The following is a 16,513-nucleotide window of genomic DNA, read 5'->3' as shown; positions in this document are numbered from 1 at the left end:
GCGGCTCAACCCTCGCCGGGCATCTTCTTGTCGGACACCAGCACCCAGACCGAGTCCGTCTTGTCGCTGTAGAACAGCGTGATGGCCACGTGGCGCGCGCCGTGCGCGAAGCGGAAGACGAAGCCGAACGTCTGATAGAGCTTCTTCGCCCGCACGCCCTCCTGGAACAGGCCGAAGAACTGCCGCACGCGCGTGCACGGCGCGACGTCGTAGAAGAAGTTCTTGCCGATCTGCTCGCGGGCCTGGATGCGCGCCAGCGAGGCCTCGGTCCGGTTGAACTTGAGGATCCGCCCCTGACTGTCCAGCTGGATCATCCCCAGGGGGAGGTGATCCAGTTCCACCTCCGACATGTTGTCGACCCGCTGGATGAGCGCGTCGAGCGACTCGGACGTCGTCGCTTGAAGGGGAACGGGTTCACCAGTGGGGGGCGTGTGCGCGGTCGGGTTCATGCACGCAACCGTAGGAGACCTCCTCCCCAGCACGTCGGGGCGATGACCGTGTCCAACGTTTGAACGTTGGGTGGTGTGCTTCCAACCGGGAGCAAGCCTCCGTTATCGGACGGAAGGCCCCTGCCCGCCTCAGCTCGCGGTGCGGGTGGCTGCGTCCACCCGCCCCAGCCACGCGCTCAAACGCGGACGCCGGTCCACCTCCGCGCCCTGCCACGGCGTGAGCGGCGTCCGCAGGCTCTGCAGCTGCGCGAACAGGGCCAGGTCCGCCACGCTCAGCCCGCATTGCAGCCAGAAGCCCTGCTCCGGCGCGCGCGCGTCCAGCTGGTCCAGCAGCAACCCGAACCGGCGCCAGCAGGCCTCCGGCCCCGCGCGCCAGACGTCCCGCGCCACCAGCTTCTCCACCTGCTTGCGGCGGATCAGCGTCGGGACCACCGCGCGCACCGGCGCCGGCATGAAGTGGAAGAACGCGGCGCGCGTCCTCGGCCAGTTGCGGTCATCCGCCCAGCGCGAAGCGACGAGGAAGCCGTTGAGGGACGTGTCCGCCAGCTCCTCCCAGAGCAGCGCCTCCGGTGACGCGTCGATGCGGCCCGGAGCCAGCTGCTGGATGCGCGCGAGGATGGCCGTGGAGTCCGGCACCGCCTCCGCCCCCACCAGCAACACCGGCACCTGGCCGGTGGGGTTGTGCTTGCGGTGCGAGGCCGGGTTGTCCGCGCAGCCACGCGCGTACGGCAGCCCCACGAACTTCAGGGCCCGGTGCACCTTGAGGCAGAAGGGAGAGTAGCTCTCGACGCCGGGGAGGCCCGTGTCGGCCAGCTCCAGCAGCGTCAGCGGAGGTGATGCGTTCGTGTTCATGACGCCACGATAGGCCCGGTTCGTGACAGCCCCTTGTCAGGATAGAGAAGGCGGACGGGACCCCATGCTGGGCAGGGGGTCCCCCGAAACGTCACGGGCCTACTGGCCGTTGTACTTGAGGTCTCGCGGGTTGACGGGCGGCGTGCCGCGCAGGAGGTCCGCGGCCTCGAAGGCCTTCATCCCGCTGTTGCCCTGCGTCGCCGCCTGCCACGCGGGCAGCGACTTGAAGGCGAACACCATGTCGAAGTCCATGGGCACCGTCCCGGGATCCAGCGGCACGTTGCCCGGGTTGTTCTGGAACCACTTCATCCACGCCTGCGACCCCGGCGGCTCCAGCACGAGCGCGTCCTTGTTCGGCCCGACGACCGTGGGCGGCATCGTGGTGGTGGGCAACAGGAACGTCTTCATGGGCCACTCGGCCACGCTGTGGCAGCTCATGCACGACGAGGCCTGCACGGCCGGGAGAATCTGCCCGTTGACGGAGGCCGGCGCCACCACCGCGCCGTCGTTCGGCCCGGAGAGGCGGCCGCCCCACCCCAGCGTCGCGGTGGAGTACGCGGGCGCCGCGGGGTTGATGACCGTCTCCTGCAGCGGCATGCCCGGGTTCAGCGTGGAGTTGACGTTCGGATCATCCCCCCACATCGCGCCCAGGGGGATCATCTTGTCCCAGGGGCTGCCCGGCACACGCATGTCGTAGACGAGCGTGGAGAACACCCAGCCCGTCTTGGGCGCCGTCTTGGTGTCCTTGACGATGATGTCGAACTGCATGATGGACGCATTCATCACCTGCGGCTTCGCGCCGGAGGGGCCGTTGGGCGGCGTCACGTAGACGGGCCACAGCGACGCGCCCTCCATCACCGGCCAGTCCTTCGCCAGCGCGCTCGTCAACGCCACCTTGATGACGATGGAGCCCTCCGGGAACTGCGCGGAGGTGTTGGTGAGCGTGGGCGTCATCGCCGTCTTGCCCCACACCTGGCCCAGCGCGTACGCCGCCACCTTGTCGTAGTAGGTCAGCACGTACGTCGTCATGTCGACGCGGAGGCCGGTCGCGGAGAAGGTGCTCGCGGGGAACTCGGAGCCCACGTAGGTGCCGTGGATGCTCTCGCGGATGGAGGCGAGCCACGGCTCGTTGTACCAGCCCTCCTTCGCCGCATCCCACCGGCGGTAGTCATAGAGCAGCGTCTGCATGGACGGCGCGATGTACGCCTTCAGCGCGTTCACGTACGCGAGCGCGTTCGCCTTGGAGATGGGCTGTCCCTTGAGCGCGGCGATCCACGGCGGATTGGCCGGCGGCGCCACGGGCGTCTGCGGATAGTCATGGCTCAGGCTGAACAGCGGCCCCTGATAGACCGAGGGCGGCGGGACGTTGCCGTTGTTGTCCGCGAAGGGGTTCGCGTTCACGGCGCTGCGCTCGTACACCTCCCGGGCCGCGGCGAACGGCGTGCGGACCTTCGCGTCCGTGGGCGCGGTGCCGGAGACCGGCACCACTTGAGAGGTGGGTGCCTTCTTGGGCGCGGGCTTCGCTTCCGCGGCGTCGGCCTCCGGCACCTTGCAGGCGGAGAGGGACAACGCCAGGACGCCGGACAACAACAATGGGCGAGTTCGCTTCATGGACGAGCAGACCTTCGTGGGCCACACCGCGCCCGCAAGTGGGGTGGATCGCGAGACGTGCGACAGGGCCGCGGACGCCATGTCCGCCGCCGCCGTCCTGCACTGCACAAGGCGATCCACTTCCCCGGAATGCGTCGTTTCCTCTGCGCACCGGCTTTGACGCCGCGCGCATGCGGCCCGGAGTGCGTCTCCACCGCAAGCGATTGCGTTCGCCCGCGACGCGAGGGCTCCCTCCCCTCCCCTCAGGCCAGGGTCCCCCTCACCCCGGCGTGGACGGGCGCTTGCGCGCGGAGGGCTTCGGCTTGAACGCGTCGCTGCGCGGGTGGAACTCGTCGTAGACCTTGCGCAGCCGCGCGCTGTTGACGTGCGTGTAGATCTGCGTCGTCGCCAGGTCCGCGTGCCCCAGCATCTGCTGCACCGCGCGCAGGTCCGCGCCGCGCTCCACCAGGTGCGTGGCGAACGAGTGGCGCAGCTTGTGCGGCGACAGCGGCTTCAGGATGCCGGCCTTCAGCGCGTAGCGCTTGAGCAGCTTCCAGAAGCCCTGGCGCGTGAAGCCCTGCCCGCGCGGCGTGACGAACAGCGCGTCCGCCTGGCGCTTGCCCAACAGCTCCGGCCGCGAGCGGGACAGGTACTCCTGGACCACTTCAATCGCCACGCGCCCCAGCGGGACGATGCGCTCCTTGGAGCCCTTGCCCTTCGTCACCAGGTAGCCGGACGTGAGCTGCACGTTGTTGAGCTCCAGCGTGCACAGCTCCGTCACGCGCAGGCCGGTGGCGTAGAGGACTTCGATCATGGCCTTGTCGCGCAGGCCGGTGACGGTGCGCTCGTCGGGCGCGGCCAGGAGCTGCTCCACCTCCTCCAGCGTGAGGAACACGGGCAGCTTGCGGGGGGACTTGGGCGTGTCCACGTCCTCCGTGGGGTCCTTGTCCGCCATCCGCTCCGCGACGAGGAAGCGGTGGAAGACGCGCAGCGCGGCCAGGTGGCGCGCCTGGCTGCGGCGTCCCAGGCCCTGCTTGCCCAGCGTCACCAGGTGCGCGAGCACGTCCTCCTGGGTGACGCGCGCCACGTCCACCTTGCCGCGCGAGCGCAGGTCCTCGAAGTACACGGTGAGGTCCGCCGCGTAGGCGTCCACCGTCTTGCCGGACAGGCCCCGCTCCGCGCGGATGAAGGCGATGAACGCGTCGAGCAGTCCTTCCATGGTCCCCGGAGGCTACCGGACGCGCTCCCCGGGGCAACTCCCTGACGGCCCCACCCGGCACGGCATTGCCTTCACCCCGGGAAGCGGTCCACCCTTTCCGCTTCCCACACTCAAGGAGTGGCAAGGATGCGCGCGAAGGCATGGACGTGGCTGGCGGTGCTGATGCTGGGCGTGATGGGCGACACGGCGCTGGCCCAGGCCGCCAAGACGCGCGAGGGCAAGGTGAAGAGCGTCAGCCCGACGAGCATCCAGCTGGAGGGCGCCACCGCGGAGGCCCCGCCGCTCACCTACGTGGTGGACACGTCGAAGCCCCAGCTCACGCAGGCCCTCCAGGGCATCCGCGCGGGAGACACCGTGAAGCTGACCTACGCCCCCAACGACGTGGGCGCGAAGGTCGTCACGAACGTGCAGAAGCAGTAGCGCCCGGGCGGCCCCCCAGGCTCCGGAGGCACTCTCAGGCCTGGGGCCCCGCCGAGGCCTCCTGGGCGTGCGCGCGCTCCAGCGCCTCCACCACCCAGGGCCAGCCCACCAGGATGTTGCCCGGCGAGCGCAGGCACGCGTCCGCCACCGCCAGCACCTCCGCCGGCCGCGAGCGCACCGCCAGCGCCAGGTGACGGCCCAGGAACGGGTGCGGCAGGTAGCTCAGGTTGTGGTGGCGCACCGGCACCCAGCGCAGCGTGGGCTTGCCCGTGAAGCGCTCCACCGCGTACGCCACCGCCTGCGCCAGCACCTCCAGCGCGTAGAGCGGCAGCCGGAACGCGCACGTCAGGAAGGCCACCAGCGCGCTCGCCGCCACCGCGCCCGCGAAGGACACCGTCGCGGCGCTGCTCCACACCAGCATGGGCACCAGGCTGGTGGCGATGGCCGCCACCTGCACGTTGCGCACGGACGGGCCGCGCCCGTTGGCCAGCCCTCCGATGCTCCCCGCGGACAGGCCGGACACGATGCCCAGGCACAGCCCCACCGCCACCGCCGCCGCGCCGCCGTGCTCCGGACCGAAGGCGCCGCCCGCGGTGGCGTGCAGCCCCGCCAGCATCGCCACGCTCGCCAGCGAGCCCAGCATCACCCCGGACGCGAGCCCCGACACCAGCGCCACCACCAGCCCCACCGCGCTGCACAGCGCCGCGGACACCAGGTAGACGCCCCGCATCGGCACGCCCAACAGCCGCAGGCCCAGCCCCGCGAGCACCGTGAGCACCGGCGACAGCACCACGAGCAGCAGCAGCATCCGCGCGACGTAGGCCCCCGCGGCGCGGCCTCCCTCGGCCTGCTCGCGCCACAGCTGCCCGATGCGGCCCGCCGGCGCGCGGATGCCCACCTCGCGCAGCCGGTAATGCAGATCAATGGGGCGGAACACCAACAGGCCCAGCAACGCGAGCGCCCCCGGCACCCGCTCCGGCGAGTCGATGACTGGCGTTGCTGGAAGGTCCCCCTCTGCCAAGACTTCCCCCTCTGGAAAGGATTTCAGGACTCCAGACTACCCTTGCCTTGCCTCAGGATTTCAAGCGTATCGCCTATCAGTGAAACCACCGTGGACGGCTCGTTCAACGTGACGCCCCCGTCAAGAATCAGATCCAAGCCATGCCCCAGGGCCGTCTTGATGTCCCGGGCGTCGGAAAGAACCGTACCGTCGGTATGGGTCGCGGACGTGGTGATGAGCGGGCGGCCGAGCGCTTTCGCCAGCTCGCGGGGCAAGGCGGCATCCGGCACGCGCAGGCCCACCTGCTTCTGCTTCGTCATCATCACCTCCGGCACCAGGCGCGTCGCCTCCAGGATGAAGGTGAAGGCCCCGGGCGTCAGGCCCTTCATGGCGCGGTAGGCGAAGTTGCTCACGTGCGCGTAGCGGGCCACGTCCGACAGGTCCGGGCACAACAACGACAGCGGTTTCTTCTTGTCGCGACCTTTGAGCTGATACAGCCGCTCAATCGCTTTCTTGGAATTCAGATCGCAGCCGAGCCCGTAGTACGTGTCCGTGGGGTAGGCGATGACGCCGCCCTTCTCCAGGATTTCCACCGCGCGTGCGACATGGCGCGGGGAGGGATGGTCCACGTCCACCTCGAGGATGGGAGCGACGGGGGCGGGCATGACGGCAGGCTCCTGGCAGAGACCACCCCCAGAAGGTGCGGGGGTGTGCCCCCACTATGCGCCTCCGCTCGCCTCCTCCGCACGGATTTCGCCACTGCCCAGCAGCGCACGCCGGGTGAGCACCGGGCCCACCAGTTCGTGCGCGGTGATCATCGCGACGATGAGCACCTCCACCTGCGGCCCGAAGGTCGGGAAGGTGCGCGACACCAGCGCCGCCAGGCCGAACGTCACGCCCGCCTGGGAGATGAGCCCCATCCACAGGTAGCGCTTGAGGCGCGGGTCCTCCGCGGGCGCGAACTTGCGGCACGCGCCCCAGATGGCCAGGCCGCGCAGCGCCACGAGCAGCAGCGCCGCCGGCCCCACCGTCACCAGCGCGTCCAGCTTCAGCCCCGCCCCCGCCGCGGCGAAGAAGAGCGCGAACACCGGCAGGCCCGCCTGGTTGATGGCGTGGTGGATGCGCCGGCCCTCGCGCTCGTCCAGGTTCGCGATGAGCGCCCCGGCCGCCAGCGACACCAGCAGCGGGGACAGGTGCAGCCGCGCGCCGCCCTCGGCCGCCGCGAACGACAGGCCGACGAGGAACAGCGGCAGCTCGCGGTTCACGCTGCGCATGTACAGCAGCATCACCACCGCCAGCAGGCAGCCCACCGCCACGGAGCCGAACAGCTCCCACCCCACCCCGCCCACCAGCGCGGGCAGGTCCAGGCCGTCGCCGAACGTCGCGCGGGTGATGCCCGCCGCCAGGCCGAAGGCCACCATCACGAACAGGTCCCCGATGATGACCAGCGCCATCAGGAACTCCGTGAAGGGCCCGCGCGCGGACGTCTCCTGCACGATGGCGATGGTCACCGTGGGGGAGAACGACACCACCACCGTGGACAACAGCGCGCTCACCGCCAGGGCCTGCGGCACCGTCATGGGGGTGAGGAACGGCAGCACGGGCTTGAGCGCGAACGTCGCCCCGAAGCACACCGCGAACGTCACCCCGCACACCGCAGCGCAGAGCAGCGCCACGCGCGCGCCCACCCGGCGGATGAGCCCCAGGTGCAGCTCCGTGCCCGCGACCAGCGCGATGAGACTCACCGCCAGCCCCTTCACCAGCTCCAGCCCCTTCACGCCCGCGTTGGGGATGAAGCCCAGCGCGTACGGCCCCACCGCCACGCCCACCAGGAGGTAGCCGGTGAGGCGAGGCAGGCCCATCCCCTTGGCCACCTTGCCGGCGAACAGGCCGCACAAGAGGAGCGCGCCCGCCGCCAGCAGCACCGGCGTGCCGGAGTCCGCGCGCACCGCCTGGGCCTGGGTGATGGCCGCCAGCAGCGCCATGAGCAGGAGCAGCCGGAAGATGGACCCCTTCATGCCGCCACCCCCGCGTCACCGGCGGAGGGCGTCTGGGGCGCGGCCGGGCCCCGGGGCTCCGCGGCCAGCACGTGCCGGAAGGCCCCGTGCGCGAGCATCTCGTTGACGACCGCGCCCACCGCCACCACGTCCAGCACCCGCTGCGACAGCGAGCCCGGCACCAGCATCACGTATTCAGCGACGAGGCACAGCGCGAGCCCGCCCTGGGAGATGAGCGCGTAGCCAAAGCGCGGCGGCAGGTCCAACACGCCCGCAGTGAGCCGCTGCGCGAACCGTCCGCCCAGCACCTTGCCCAGGAAGCGCAGCCCCACGTACGCGGGCAAGAGCGCCCACGCGGACACGTCGCGCGCGTGGATGTGGCAGCCCACCATGAACACCAGCAGGAGGTACGTGGGCCGCTCCACGCGCGACAGCGCCCGGGACACCCGCTCCGCGGTGCGCCCGCCCATGAGCGCCAGCGTCGCGCCGCACGCCACGCCCGCCAGCAGGGACGACAGCCGCAGGTACGCCGCCGCGCCGCCCACCAGCGCCACCATGCCCAGCGTCACCGTGGTCTGCTCCGCCAGGTCCTTGAGCGAATACGTGAGGAACGCCAGCAGCGCGCCGCACGCCACGCCCAGCAGCAGCGCCAGCGACACCAGGCCCAGCCCCTCCGCCGCGTTGCCCGTGGCCCCCAGCACCAGGCCCAGCGCGAGCACGCCCAGGCCCACCGCGTCGTCCATCATCGTGAGCAGCGCCACGCCCAGGCCGCGCGCGCGCTCCAGCCGGCCGTTGCGGTAGCCCAGCACCGCGAAGTGGCCGGAGGACAGGCTCGCCGCCGCGCCCAGGAGCGCCGCCGCGCCCACCGCCACCAGGGGCCTCAGGCCCATGGACAACAGCAGCGGGACGGACAGGGGCAGCGCGACGAAGAGGAACGCCGTGCCCGCGTGCGCGACCGCCGCCGCGTAGACGGGCCGGGGCAACAGCCGCAACAGGCGCGGCTCCAGGTTGAGCCCCAGCAGCACGCCCCCCGTGCCCAGCCCCAGCGCCACCAGCGGGCGGAGCGATTCCAGGTTGCGCGCGGTGAGCACGCCCAGGAGGGACGGCCCCAGCAGGGCGCCGAAGATGAGGAACAGCAAGCCGCTGGCCGCCAGCTGCGCCAGCGCCGGGAACCGGCCCGGATCCAGGAGCGACCGGCTGGACGCGAGCAGCGACAACGCCGCGACGATGAGGAAGACGAGCAGCGCTTGCACGCGACGTGCTTACACCCACGCGCCCCCGGGCGTCATCAACGCCGGTGCGTGGGCGCCGCCATGACGGGCAGGGCCACCAGGCGCCCCATGGGCGGGTCGTCCGCGTCCATCTCCAGCTGCACGCGCTGGAGGATGCGGTCCATCTCCTCCTGAGGGAGGGCGGGCAGCACGCTCACCAGCACGACGCGGTCTTCATCCGCGCCCAGCGCGAGGCTGCGCAGACCGGCGAACACCGGCACCTCCGCGGACAGTGCCGCGGCGGCGCTCCGTGCGCGGATGACCAGCGGTTCCGGGATGCCGAACTCCCGGAGCCGGCGGATCGCCCGCTCGGTCGCCTCCACCTGTTCGAGGAACGTGATGACCAGGTACACGCGGCCGTCATACCGGAAAGCCGCGCTTCCTGTCCCCCGTTACTCGTTGCCACCCGGCTGCGCGGGCTCTTCCGGAGCCTTGGCCGGAGCGGCGGGCGCCTCGGAAGACGCAGGGGCATTCCCCGCCTGGCCCTCCATGGCGGCGCGGGCGGCGCGCTTGCCCTCTTCAATCAGCTTCTTGACCTTCTGCCCGCCCTTGCGCCCGATCTCCTCATAGAAGTTCGGACCGCGGGTGGCCTTGACGCGATCGCCGCCCTTCTTGCCGATCTCCTCGTAGAACTTGGCGCCGCGCTCGGCCTTCACGGTCTCGCCGCCCTTGCGGCCGATCTCCTCGTAGAAGGAGCGACCGCGCTCGGCCTTCACCGTGGCGCCGCCCTTGCGGCCGATGGTCTCGTAGAACTCGCGACCGCGCTCGTTGCGGACCGTCTCGCCGCCCTTACGCCCGGCCTCAGCCACCGTCATGCTGCCCTTGTTGTCCTTGTCCGTCATGTCCGTGTCTCCTCTCGTGACTGCCCGACCCCGTCCGCGCCTTGTTGTCCCTTGCCTGAAACCTTGGGACGGAAGCGCCCCGATGCAAGCAAGCTCCGTACACCGCCAGCCGTTCTCTCCAGACATTGCATGCATAATCCCCAAGGATTTCGCGCGCTTGTCGGGCCTGCTGGGCATCCGGACGGGACGGGTGATTGCCCGGCAGGACGCTCTCGTTGTTCACAACAATTCAGCCCTCGTTGCCGATTCCCTGCTCGGTTCCCACCTTGTGCGCAACGCCTGACACATGGGCTTCGCGGGCGATGGTGGAGGTTTCCTTGGCGAGCAGCAGCGGACTGAAGACCTGGTTGCGGATCCTCGCGCCCATGGTCGTCTCCATTGGCGGGCTGGTGATGCTCCGGCTGTTGGGGCCGGACTTCATCGATCAGCGGACCATCCGGGAGCTGTTGCTCCCCCTGGGTGACTACGCCCCCCTGGCGTACGTGGCCTTCCTGGCCGTGCGGCCCCTGACGCTGTTGCCCGGTCAGGTGATCACCGCGGTGGGCGGGATGATGTTCGGAACCCTTGCCGCGACCCTCTATTCACTAACGGGCAGCTTCCTGTCCGCCACCCTGCTCTTCTTTGTTGCTCGCAAGCTGGGCACGCGGCCCATGCAGCGGCTGTGCGGCAGCAAGTACTCCGCCATCTCCAAGGCGGCGCGCCGGCACGACTTCCAGTTCACGTTCCTGGCCTGCCTCAATCCGTTGTGCCCCACGGACATCATGCTGATCGCCGGCGCGGCGAGCGGCGCGCGCTTCTGGCCCTCTGTCATGGGCGTCGTGCTGGGGACCATCCCGGGCACCTTCCTCACCGCGCAGTTCGGCAGTGGCCTCGCGCAGGGCCGCACGGTGATGACCGCCGTGTCCGCGGTGGGCATGGTGGTGTCGCTGGTGCTGGGCGTCATCTTCGGTCGGAGGTTCTACAAGGAAGTCAACGAGGCACCGGTGGAGGCCCCCGAGCCCGAGACCGAGACCGCGCGCGGCCTGCCCGCCGCGAAGGAAGTGCTCACCACGCCGTGACGCCAGGGGACGCAACTTCCCGGGCTGGGTTCGGATAACCTACCCGAGCCCACTTCCCCCGGTGGCTGGAGGTCTCCATGAGCACGATTGACCGCACCCGTTCCCTCGCCGTGCCGTCCTCCACCCCGAAGGCGGCCACGGAGCCGCTGGCGAAGAAGCCGGCGCCGCACCAGCCCGCGTTCCAGAAGTCCTCGTTCGAGCCGTCGCCGGCGCAGCAGAAGAACCTGCTGGGCGGCCTCATCGACGCGGCGGTGGGCGGCATCAAGGACATCCCCCGCTTCGTGGAGATGGGCGCGAACGTCTTCAACGCCACCACGGTGAAGGAGATCACCAGCCTCTTTGGCGGCGCGAAGCCGGACCGCGCGCAGGACGGCATGTTCGTGGGCGCGGGCGGCAAGGTGCTGCCGTCCACGACGAAGCTGGGGGACGTGCCGGGCGTCACGCCGAAGAACAACCCGAACCCGGACAAGACGATCCTCTACGTCAACGGCATCATGACGCCGACGGCGGGCCAGCTGGGGGAGATGCAGGCGCTGGCGGACAGCTCCGGCGCGAAGGTGGTGGGCATCCACAACGCCACGGAAGGGCTGGTGAAGGACCTGGCCCAGTGCGTGACGGACAAGCTGGACAAGGGCAAGAACCCCGCCGTGGACACGCTGGCGGACACGCTCTACTCGGAGCTGAAGGCCGGCCGTGACGTGCACCTGGTGGGCTACAGCCAGGGGGGCCTCGTCACCGCGCGAGCGCTCAACGACGTGGCGAAGCGGCTGCGCGTGGAAGACGGGCTGTCCCCCGCGCAGGTGGAGGCGAAGCTGAGCCACCTGCAGGTGGAGACCTTCGGCGCCGCGTCCACGAAGTACCCGGACGGCCCCAAGTACGTGCACTACGTCAACAACGCGGACCCGGTGCCCACGCTCACGGGCCTGGGCGGCGACGTGGATCCGCTGGCCTTCCTGAAGGACGCGGGCAAGGGCGCGGTGGTCCACCGCTTCACCGACGGGAACCTGAACCCCCTCAGCAACCACATGCTGGACACGCTCTACCTGAAGCACCGCGTGGACTTCGACCAGGCCCGGCAGAACCAGTTCTAGTTCCAGGGTCGCATGAGCCGGGGCGCGGCTAGGATGCCGCGCCCATGAAGCCCTTCCCTGTCGCAACCGCCCTCACCATCGCCGGCTCGGACAGCGGCGGTGGCGCGGGCATCCAGGCCGACCTCCGCACCTTCTCCTTCCACCGCGTCCACGGCACCAGCGCCGTGACGGCCATCACCGCGCAGAACACGCGGGGTGTCACGCGCGTGGACCTGCTGCCCCCGGAGTCCGTCACCGCGCAGGTGGACGCCGTCGCGTCGGACATGCGCGTGGACGCGGTCAAGGTGGGCATGCTGGCCCAACGCGCGCTCATCGACGCCGTGGCGGATCAGCTCTCCCGCGTGTCGCTGGGCCCCATCGTGGTGGACCCGGTGATGGTGTCCCGCGCGGGCTCGCAGCTCATCGACAACGAGGCGGCGGAGGCGCTGCGCACGCGCATGCTGCCCCTGGCCGCCATCCTCACGCCCAACCGCCACGAGGCGAAGCTGCTCGCGGGCATGGAGATAGAAACGCTGGAGGACATGCGCGAGGCCGCCCGGCGCATCCACGCACTGGGCTCGCGCGTGGTGCTGGTGAAGGGCGGCGGCATGCCGGGCGCGCTGCGCGGCACGGACGTGTGGTTCGACGGGACGCGGATGGAGACGCTGTCCGTGGCGCCCGTGGACACGCCGAACACGCACGGCACCGGGTGCACGCTGTCCGCCGCGATCGCCGCGAGGCTCGCGCTGGGCGCCCCGCCGCTGGAGGCCGTGCGGCTGGCGAAGGAGTACGTCACCTCCGCCCTGCGCTACCCGCTCGCCGTGGGCCACGGGAACGGCCCCATCGGGCACTTCTTCCAGCTGCTGCCCAAATAGACACATGCAATTGATTGCAAAGATAGACGCGCAAATGAAACATGTATTTATTTGATATGTGTTTCACTTGGGTCAAGCGCCACCCACTGAATTCATGAGCATGTAGGCATGGCAAGATTGTCTTCCGGCGGACTGCGCGCCCCGCCCACCTGATCATTGTTTCATGTAGGCGCGGCCGATCGGGATTCCAGGGCTGTCCGGCCGTTCAGGTCGGCGCGTGGCGGAAATGGCTAAAAGTCTGTTCAGTGCCCGTTCAGGCGCACGAACGGCCCCGCGAAAAACCACGGAAAGAGCGTTCAGTGCTTGGTGGCGTCTGAATCGATCCCGTCGATGCCCGGCAGCCGCTGCGCGAGCAGCCCCAGCAGCTCCTGGGTGGACAGGCGGGCGGCGGCGTCCTTGCCCTCCAGCACGCCGGCCACCAGGGCCCGCTTCTGCTCATGGAGCGAGAGCATCTGCTCCTCGATCGTCCCGCGCGCCACCAGCCGGTAGACCGTGACGGGGCGCTGCTGGCCGATGCGGTGGGCGCGGTCGGAGGCCTGGTCCTCCACGGCCGGGTTCCACCAGGGGTCCAGGTGGATGACGCTGGTGGCGGCCGTCAGGTTGAGGCCGAAGCCACCCGCCTTGAGCGAAATCAGGAACAGGGGCGCGTCCCCCTCCTGGAAGGCGCGCACGCGCTCCGCACGGGCTCCGGCGGGCGTGGAACCGTCCAGGTACTCGTAGGCGATGCCCTGCGCGTCCAGCACCTCGCGGACCAGGGCCAGGTGGGAGGTGAACTGGCTGAACACCAGTGCACGGTGCCCCTCCTCGCGCAGCTCCTGGATGAGCTCCAGGAAGCGCTCCAGCTTGGAGGACTCCAGCCTGGACGCCTCGTCGTACAGGCGCGGATGCGACGCGAGCAGCCGCAGCCGCGTCAGCGCCGCCAGCACCTCGATGCGGCGCTCCTGGTCCTTCATCTTCGACTTGCGCGTCTCCAGGTCGGACAGGGCCGCCAGGCGCGCGTCCTCGTAGAGCGTCCACTCAGGCGGCGACAGCACCACGGGCACCTTCACGTCCGTGCGCGGCGGCAGCTGCGCCTCCACCTGGGCCTTGGTGCGGCGCAGGAGGAAGGGCTGGAGCACCCGGGCCAGCGCGGGCGCGGCCGTGGGGTCCACCTGCTTCTCGATGGGCGCGGCGAAGCGGTTGCGGAACGCCTCCAGGCTGCCCAAAAGCCCCGGGAAGACGACGGCGAAGAGGGCCCACAGCTCGCCCAGGTGGTTCTCCAGCGGCGTGCCGGACAGCGCGAACCTGAAGTCGCTCTGGAGTGCCCGCGCCGCGCGGAAGCGCTGCGTGGCCGCGTTCTTCAGCTGCTGGGCCTCGTCGAAGACGACGGTGGCGAAGCGAATCGAGGCCAGCCGCTCGATGTCGCGCACCAGCAGGCCGTAGCTGAGCACCAGCACGTCGCGAGGCCCCAGCCGCTCCAGCGTGCCGCCCCGGTCCTCCGCGTCGGAGAAGATCGTCACCTTGAGGGACGGAGCGAAGCGCTTCGCCTCATCGCGCCAGTTGAAGGCCACGGACGTGGGCGCCAGCACCAGCGCGGGCCCGTGCTTCGCGCGCTCCAGCAGCACGGCCAGGGCCTGCACCGTCTTGCCCAGGCCCATGTCGTCCGCCAGCACCCCGCCCGCGTTCCACGACGCCAGCCGCGTGAGCCACCGGAAGCCTTCCAGCTGGTAGTCGCGCAGCTCCGTCTTCAGCGTCGAGGGCACTCGGGGCTTGAGCTCCTTCGCCGCGAAGATGCGCTCGACGAGCGTCTTCCAGGACGCGTCCGCGTCGATGAGCGCGCCCGCGGTGCCCAGCCCCGCCAGGGCCTCCGCCGCGGACGGGCCCACCTCCAGCCCGTGCTTCGACAGGTACGCGTGGTCCGCCAGCTTCTCCAGCTGCTCGCGCAGCGCCGCTTCGATCTCCACCCACGTGCGCGCGTCCACCTGGACGAAGCGCTCCTTGCGCCGGGCCGCGTCCAACAGCCGCGCCAGCTCCACGCGCTCGCCCTCCACGGACAGGCCGCCCAGCACGCCGAACCACTCGCGCTTGCGCTCCAGGACGACCTTCAGGTCCCCTGCCCCGCGCTTGGGCACCAGCCGCATGGACGCGCCCACCCACTCCAGCTCCGGCCGGGGCTCCATCTCCGCGCACGCGGCCAGCACCGCCAGCCCGCCCTGCGCGCTGTGGAAGAGGAAGCAGAACGGCAGCTCCTGCGGCTCCGCGGTCTGCAAGGGCAACCGCGCCTGGAGCGCCGCGGCCGCCGTCAGCTCGCGCCCGAAGTCGCGCACCGCGTGGAACGACCGCGTGTCCCGCCGCACGTGCACATCCCGAGGCCCCTCACCCGGCAGGTACGCCGGGCCGTCCGGCAGCGCGCGAAGCCGCAGCTCCAGCCGCACCGCGCCCCCGGGCTGTCCCTCCAGCCGGAGCACCGGGAGCTGCTGCGGCGCGATGGATTCCCCCATCACGCTGCGGGGCATGGCCACCGGCAGGCGCACGGAGAACTTCGACAGCTGCTCCAGGAGCGCCCCGTGGCTCTCCGGAGGAAACGCGTTGCCGTGCCGCTGGAGCACCGTGGCCAGCGCGCGCACCTCCGGGCTCACGTCCAGCACCGTGAGCACACTCGTGCCTTCGTCCCAGAGGAAGACGGCATCCTCCGGCTTCGCCTTGCGCACGCGCTCCAGGAGCGGCGGCGGCAGCACGGTGCCGTCCACGCCCGCGTTCACCAGCACGGTGCCGGCCCGGTCCTCGGCGACCAGGCCCACCTTCGCGCGCTCGATGCGCACGGGGATGTCCTGCGTGCCCTCCAGCGACAGGCGCGGATGGTTGATCAGCTCGAACAGCAGCGCGCGCGACGCGGGGGCGGTGCTGTCGGAGAGCAGCGCGGCGATGCGCGAGTCCGCGGGGCCCAGCTGCGAGCCGTACTCCTGGAGCAGCTTGCGCCGGGTGAGCTTCGCGCCCATGGAGCGCTGGCCCTTCTTCGTGCGCCGGTGCACGTACGGCGCGACCTCCACGCCGTACCCTTCGATGACATCCAGCCGCCAGGAGATCTCCACGCCCCCGCCGCCGCCCGGGCTCTCCTCCACCGCCCGCTCCAGCGCGCGCAGCGTCCGGGCCCACGCGGGCCGCACCAGCTCCTCCAGCGTCTCGCCGAAGGCCTCCGTCCAGCGCTGCCGCAGCCAGAGCAGCGTGGTGTCCACCGCCGCCAGCTGGTGCACGCAGAACGTCGCGCCGCAGGAACAGTCCACCGTCACGCCGGACGGACTGAACGTCAGCCGCGCCTCCGGCAGGATGAAGCCCGAACCCGGCGGAGACACCGGCTGCTCGGAGATGCGCGTCTCCTTGAGGCGGAAGCCCGGCAGGTCCGGCTCCTCCACCAGCGCCTCCAGCGACAGCGCCCGCTCCGGACGCGGCGCGATGCCCGGAGGCACCCGGGCACGCCACGCCATCAGCATCCCGTGGACCGTGTGCGTGCGCTTGTCTGACGGAGGCACCAGCCGCTCCGCGACGGAGGCGCGCGCTTCGATGGCGGCCTGCCGCTCGTCCTCCACGAAGCGCCAGGCCAGCTTCGGCAGCAGGTCGCGCATGCGCGGCGTGGGCAGCATCTCCGCCGTCCAGCGGTCGAGCGTGTCCTGGGCAAGCACTTCCATCAGCCGGCGGCGGGAGATGACGGCGCGCACCTGCGGCAGGTACGCGGCCTCCACGCGCGGGGTGAGCAGCGCCAGGCTCAGGCGCGACAGGTGCTCCAGGCCTTCCGCCTTGAGCCACGCGCGCAGGTCCGCCTCCGTCTGGAACGGGGGCGCGAGGGGGTCCTGCGAGGGCTTGGGATGGGACGGGGGAGACTGCTCGGCCATG

The 16,513-nt window shown here is 70.8% G+C and carries 16 protein-coding genes; 4 read left to right on the top strand and 12 right to left on the bottom strand.

Annotated elements, in window-relative coordinates; all coding sequences use genetic code 11:
* Nucleotides 1–5: 5 nt before the first annotated feature.
* The 4 genes from D7X96_RS09755 to xerD form a co-directional block, all read right to left on the bottom strand.
* Entirely contained in the window at nt 6–449 is a 444-nt protein-coding gene (locus D7X96_RS09755; protein ID WP_121769564.1) for a PAS domain-containing protein, read from the bottom strand.
* A gap of 129 nt (nt 450–578) precedes the next feature.
* Nucleotides 579–1,301, bottom strand: coding sequence for a glutathione S-transferase family protein (locus D7X96_RS09750; RefSeq protein WP_121769563.1), 723 nt, complete (start codon nt 1,299–1,301; stop codon nt 579–581).
* 99 nt (nt 1,302–1,400) lie between these two features.
* Nucleotides 1,401–2,912 carry a hypothetical protein gene (locus D7X96_RS09745; RefSeq protein ID WP_147442692.1) on the bottom strand — a complete coding sequence of 504 codons (1,512 nt, stop codon included), beginning with the start codon at nt 2,910–2,912 and terminating at the stop codon, nt 1,401–1,403.
* A gap of 259 nt (nt 2,913–3,171) precedes the next feature.
* The gene (gene xerD, locus D7X96_RS09740; RefSeq protein ID WP_121769562.1) at nt 3,172–4,110 is read right to left on the bottom strand and encodes a site-specific tyrosine recombinase XerD; all 939 of its coding nucleotides are present in this window, start codon (nt 4,108–4,110) and stop codon (nt 3,172–3,174) included.
* A 126-nt stretch (nt 4,111–4,236) separates the two neighbouring features.
* Here xerD and D7X96_RS09735 point away from each other — a divergent pair, with 126 nt between their 5' ends.
* Nucleotides 4,237–4,530, top strand: a complete 294-nt coding sequence (locus D7X96_RS09735; RefSeq protein ID WP_120547639.1) for a hypothetical protein — start codon at nt 4,237–4,239, stop codon at nt 4,528–4,530.
* Between the two features lie 34 nt (nt 4,531–4,564).
* On the opposite strand, the gene D7X96_RS09730 is transcribed toward D7X96_RS09735, so the two are convergent.
* The 7 genes from D7X96_RS09730 to D7X96_RS40270 all read right to left on the bottom strand — a co-directional run bounded on the left by D7X96_RS09730 (nt 4,565) and on the right by D7X96_RS40270 (nt 10,007).
* On the bottom strand, nt 4,565–5,551 hold the full coding sequence (locus D7X96_RS09730; protein ID WP_120547640.1) for a hypothetical protein: 987 nt from the start codon (nt 5,549–5,551) through the stop codon (nt 4,565–4,567).
* 23 nt (nt 5,552–5,574) lie between these two features.
* Nucleotides 5,575–6,195 (bottom strand): L-threonylcarbamoyladenylate synthase, encoded by a 621-nt coding sequence (locus D7X96_RS09725; protein ID WP_120547641.1) that lies wholly within the window; start codon nt 6,193–6,195, stop codon nt 5,575–5,577.
* A 54-nt stretch (nt 6,196–6,249) separates the two neighbouring features.
* The gene (locus D7X96_RS09720) at nt 6,250–7,548 is read right to left on the bottom strand and encodes a cation:proton antiporter (RefSeq protein WP_120547642.1); all 1,299 of its coding nucleotides are present in this window, start codon (nt 7,546–7,548) and stop codon (nt 6,250–6,252) included.
* Nucleotides 7,545–8,780, bottom strand: a complete 1,236-nt coding sequence (locus tag D7X96_RS09715; protein WP_120547643.1) for a sodium:proton exchanger — start codon at nt 8,778–8,780, stop codon at nt 7,545–7,547. Before D7X96_RS09715 ends, D7X96_RS09720 begins: the two co-directional genes overlap by 4 nt.
* A 35-nt stretch (nt 8,781–8,815) precedes the next feature.
* Nucleotides 8,816–9,151, bottom strand: coding sequence for a hypothetical protein (locus D7X96_RS09710; RefSeq protein WP_120547644.1), 336 nt, complete (start codon nt 9,149–9,151; stop codon nt 8,816–8,818).
* A 39-nt stretch (nt 9,152–9,190) separates the two neighbouring features.
* Nucleotides 9,191–9,640: a general stress protein gene (locus D7X96_RS09705; protein ID WP_120547645.1), complete on the bottom strand. Its 450-nt coding sequence runs from the start codon at nt 9,638–9,640 to the stop codon at nt 9,191–9,193.
* A 229-nt stretch (nt 9,641–9,869) separates the two neighbouring features.
* Nucleotides 9,870–10,007, bottom strand: a complete 138-nt coding sequence (locus D7X96_RS40270; RefSeq protein ID WP_167510820.1) for a hypothetical protein — start codon at nt 10,005–10,007, stop codon at nt 9,870–9,872.
* On the opposite strand from D7X96_RS40270, the gene D7X96_RS09700 reads away from it, so the two are divergent.
* The 3 genes from D7X96_RS09700 (at nt 10,006) to thiD (ending at nt 12,643) form a co-directional block, all read left to right on the top strand.
* A complete protein-coding gene (locus tag D7X96_RS09700) occupies nt 10,006–10,698 on the top strand; it encodes a TVP38/TMEM64 family protein (RefSeq protein ID WP_233609988.1) in 693 nt (230 codons plus the stop codon). The genes D7X96_RS40270 and D7X96_RS09700 overlap by 2 nt on opposite strands.
* 77 nt (nt 10,699–10,775) lie before the next feature.
* Nucleotides 10,776–11,789 carry an alpha/beta fold hydrolase gene (locus D7X96_RS09695; protein ID WP_121769560.1) on the top strand — a complete coding sequence of 338 codons (1,014 nt, stop codon included), beginning with the start codon at nt 10,776–10,778 and terminating at the stop codon, nt 11,787–11,789.
* A gap of 44 nt (nt 11,790–11,833) precedes the next feature.
* A complete protein-coding gene (thiD, locus tag D7X96_RS09690; RefSeq protein WP_121769559.1) occupies nt 11,834–12,643 on the top strand; it encodes a bifunctional hydroxymethylpyrimidine kinase/phosphomethylpyrimidine kinase in 810 nt (269 codons plus the stop codon).
* Nucleotides 12,644–12,939: 296 nt separating this feature from the next.
* On the opposite strand, the gene D7X96_RS09685 is transcribed toward thiD, so the two are convergent.
* A complete protein-coding gene (locus tag D7X96_RS09685) occupies nt 12,940–16,512 on the bottom strand; it encodes a DEAD/DEAH box helicase (RefSeq protein WP_121769558.1) in 3,573 nt (1,190 codons plus the stop codon).
* Nucleotide 16,513: the final 1 nt, after the last annotated feature.

Source organism: Corallococcus interemptor, from assembly GCF_003668875.1.
Taxonomy (GTDB): domain Bacteria; phylum Myxococcota; class Myxococcia; order Myxococcales; family Myxococcaceae; genus Corallococcus; species Corallococcus interemptor.
The sequence above is the reverse complement of the archived record's forward strand: the minus strand, read 5'-3'. Positions and strand labels throughout refer to the sequence as shown.

Excerpts from the sequence above, each read along its gene's own strand:
- D7X96_RS09705 (WP_120547645.1), bottom strand. The coding sequence starts at position 9,640 with ATGACGGACAAGGACAACAAGGGCAGCATGACGGTGGCTGAGGCCGGG.
- D7X96_RS09750 (WP_121769563.1), bottom strand. The coding sequence starts at position 1,301 with ATGAACACGAACGCATCACCTCCGCTGACGCTGCTGGAGCTGGCCGAC.
- xerD (WP_121769562.1), bottom strand. The coding sequence starts at position 4,110 with ATGGAAGGACTGCTCGACGCGTTCATCGCCTTCATCCGCGCGGAGCGG.
- D7X96_RS09700 (WP_233609988.1), top strand. The coding sequence starts at position 10,006 with ATGGTCGTCTCCATTGGCGGGCTGGTGATGCTCCGGCTGTTGGGGCCG.
- D7X96_RS09685 (WP_121769558.1), bottom strand. The coding sequence starts at position 16,512 with ATGGCCGAGCAGTCTCCCCCGTCCCATCCCAAGCCCTCGCAGGACCCC.
- D7X96_RS40270 (WP_167510820.1), bottom strand. The coding sequence starts at position 10,007 with ATGGGCGCGAGGATCCGCAACCAGGTCTTCAGTCCGCTGCTGCTCGCC.
- D7X96_RS09735 (WP_120547639.1), top strand. The coding sequence starts at position 4,237 with ATGCGCGCGAAGGCATGGACGTGGCTGGCGGTGCTGATGCTGGGCGTG.
- thiD (WP_121769559.1), top strand. The coding sequence starts at position 11,834 with ATGAAGCCCTTCCCTGTCGCAACCGCCCTCACCATCGCCGGCTCGGAC.
- D7X96_RS09695 (WP_121769560.1), top strand. The coding sequence starts at position 10,776 with ATGAGCACGATTGACCGCACCCGTTCCCTCGCCGTGCCGTCCTCCACC.
- D7X96_RS09720 (WP_120547642.1), bottom strand. The coding sequence starts at position 7,548 with ATGAAGGGGTCCATCTTCCGGCTGCTCCTGCTCATGGCGCTGCTGGCG.
- D7X96_RS09725 (WP_120547641.1), bottom strand. The coding sequence starts at position 6,195 with ATGCCCGCCCCCGTCGCTCCCATCCTCGAGGTGGACGTGGACCATCCC.
- D7X96_RS09745 (WP_147442692.1), bottom strand. The coding sequence starts at position 2,912 with ATGAAGCGAACTCGCCCATTGTTGTTGTCCGGCGTCCTGGCGTTGTCC.
- D7X96_RS09755 (WP_121769564.1), bottom strand. The coding sequence starts at position 449 with ATGAACCCGACCGCGCACACGCCCCCCACTGGTGAACCCGTTCCCCTT.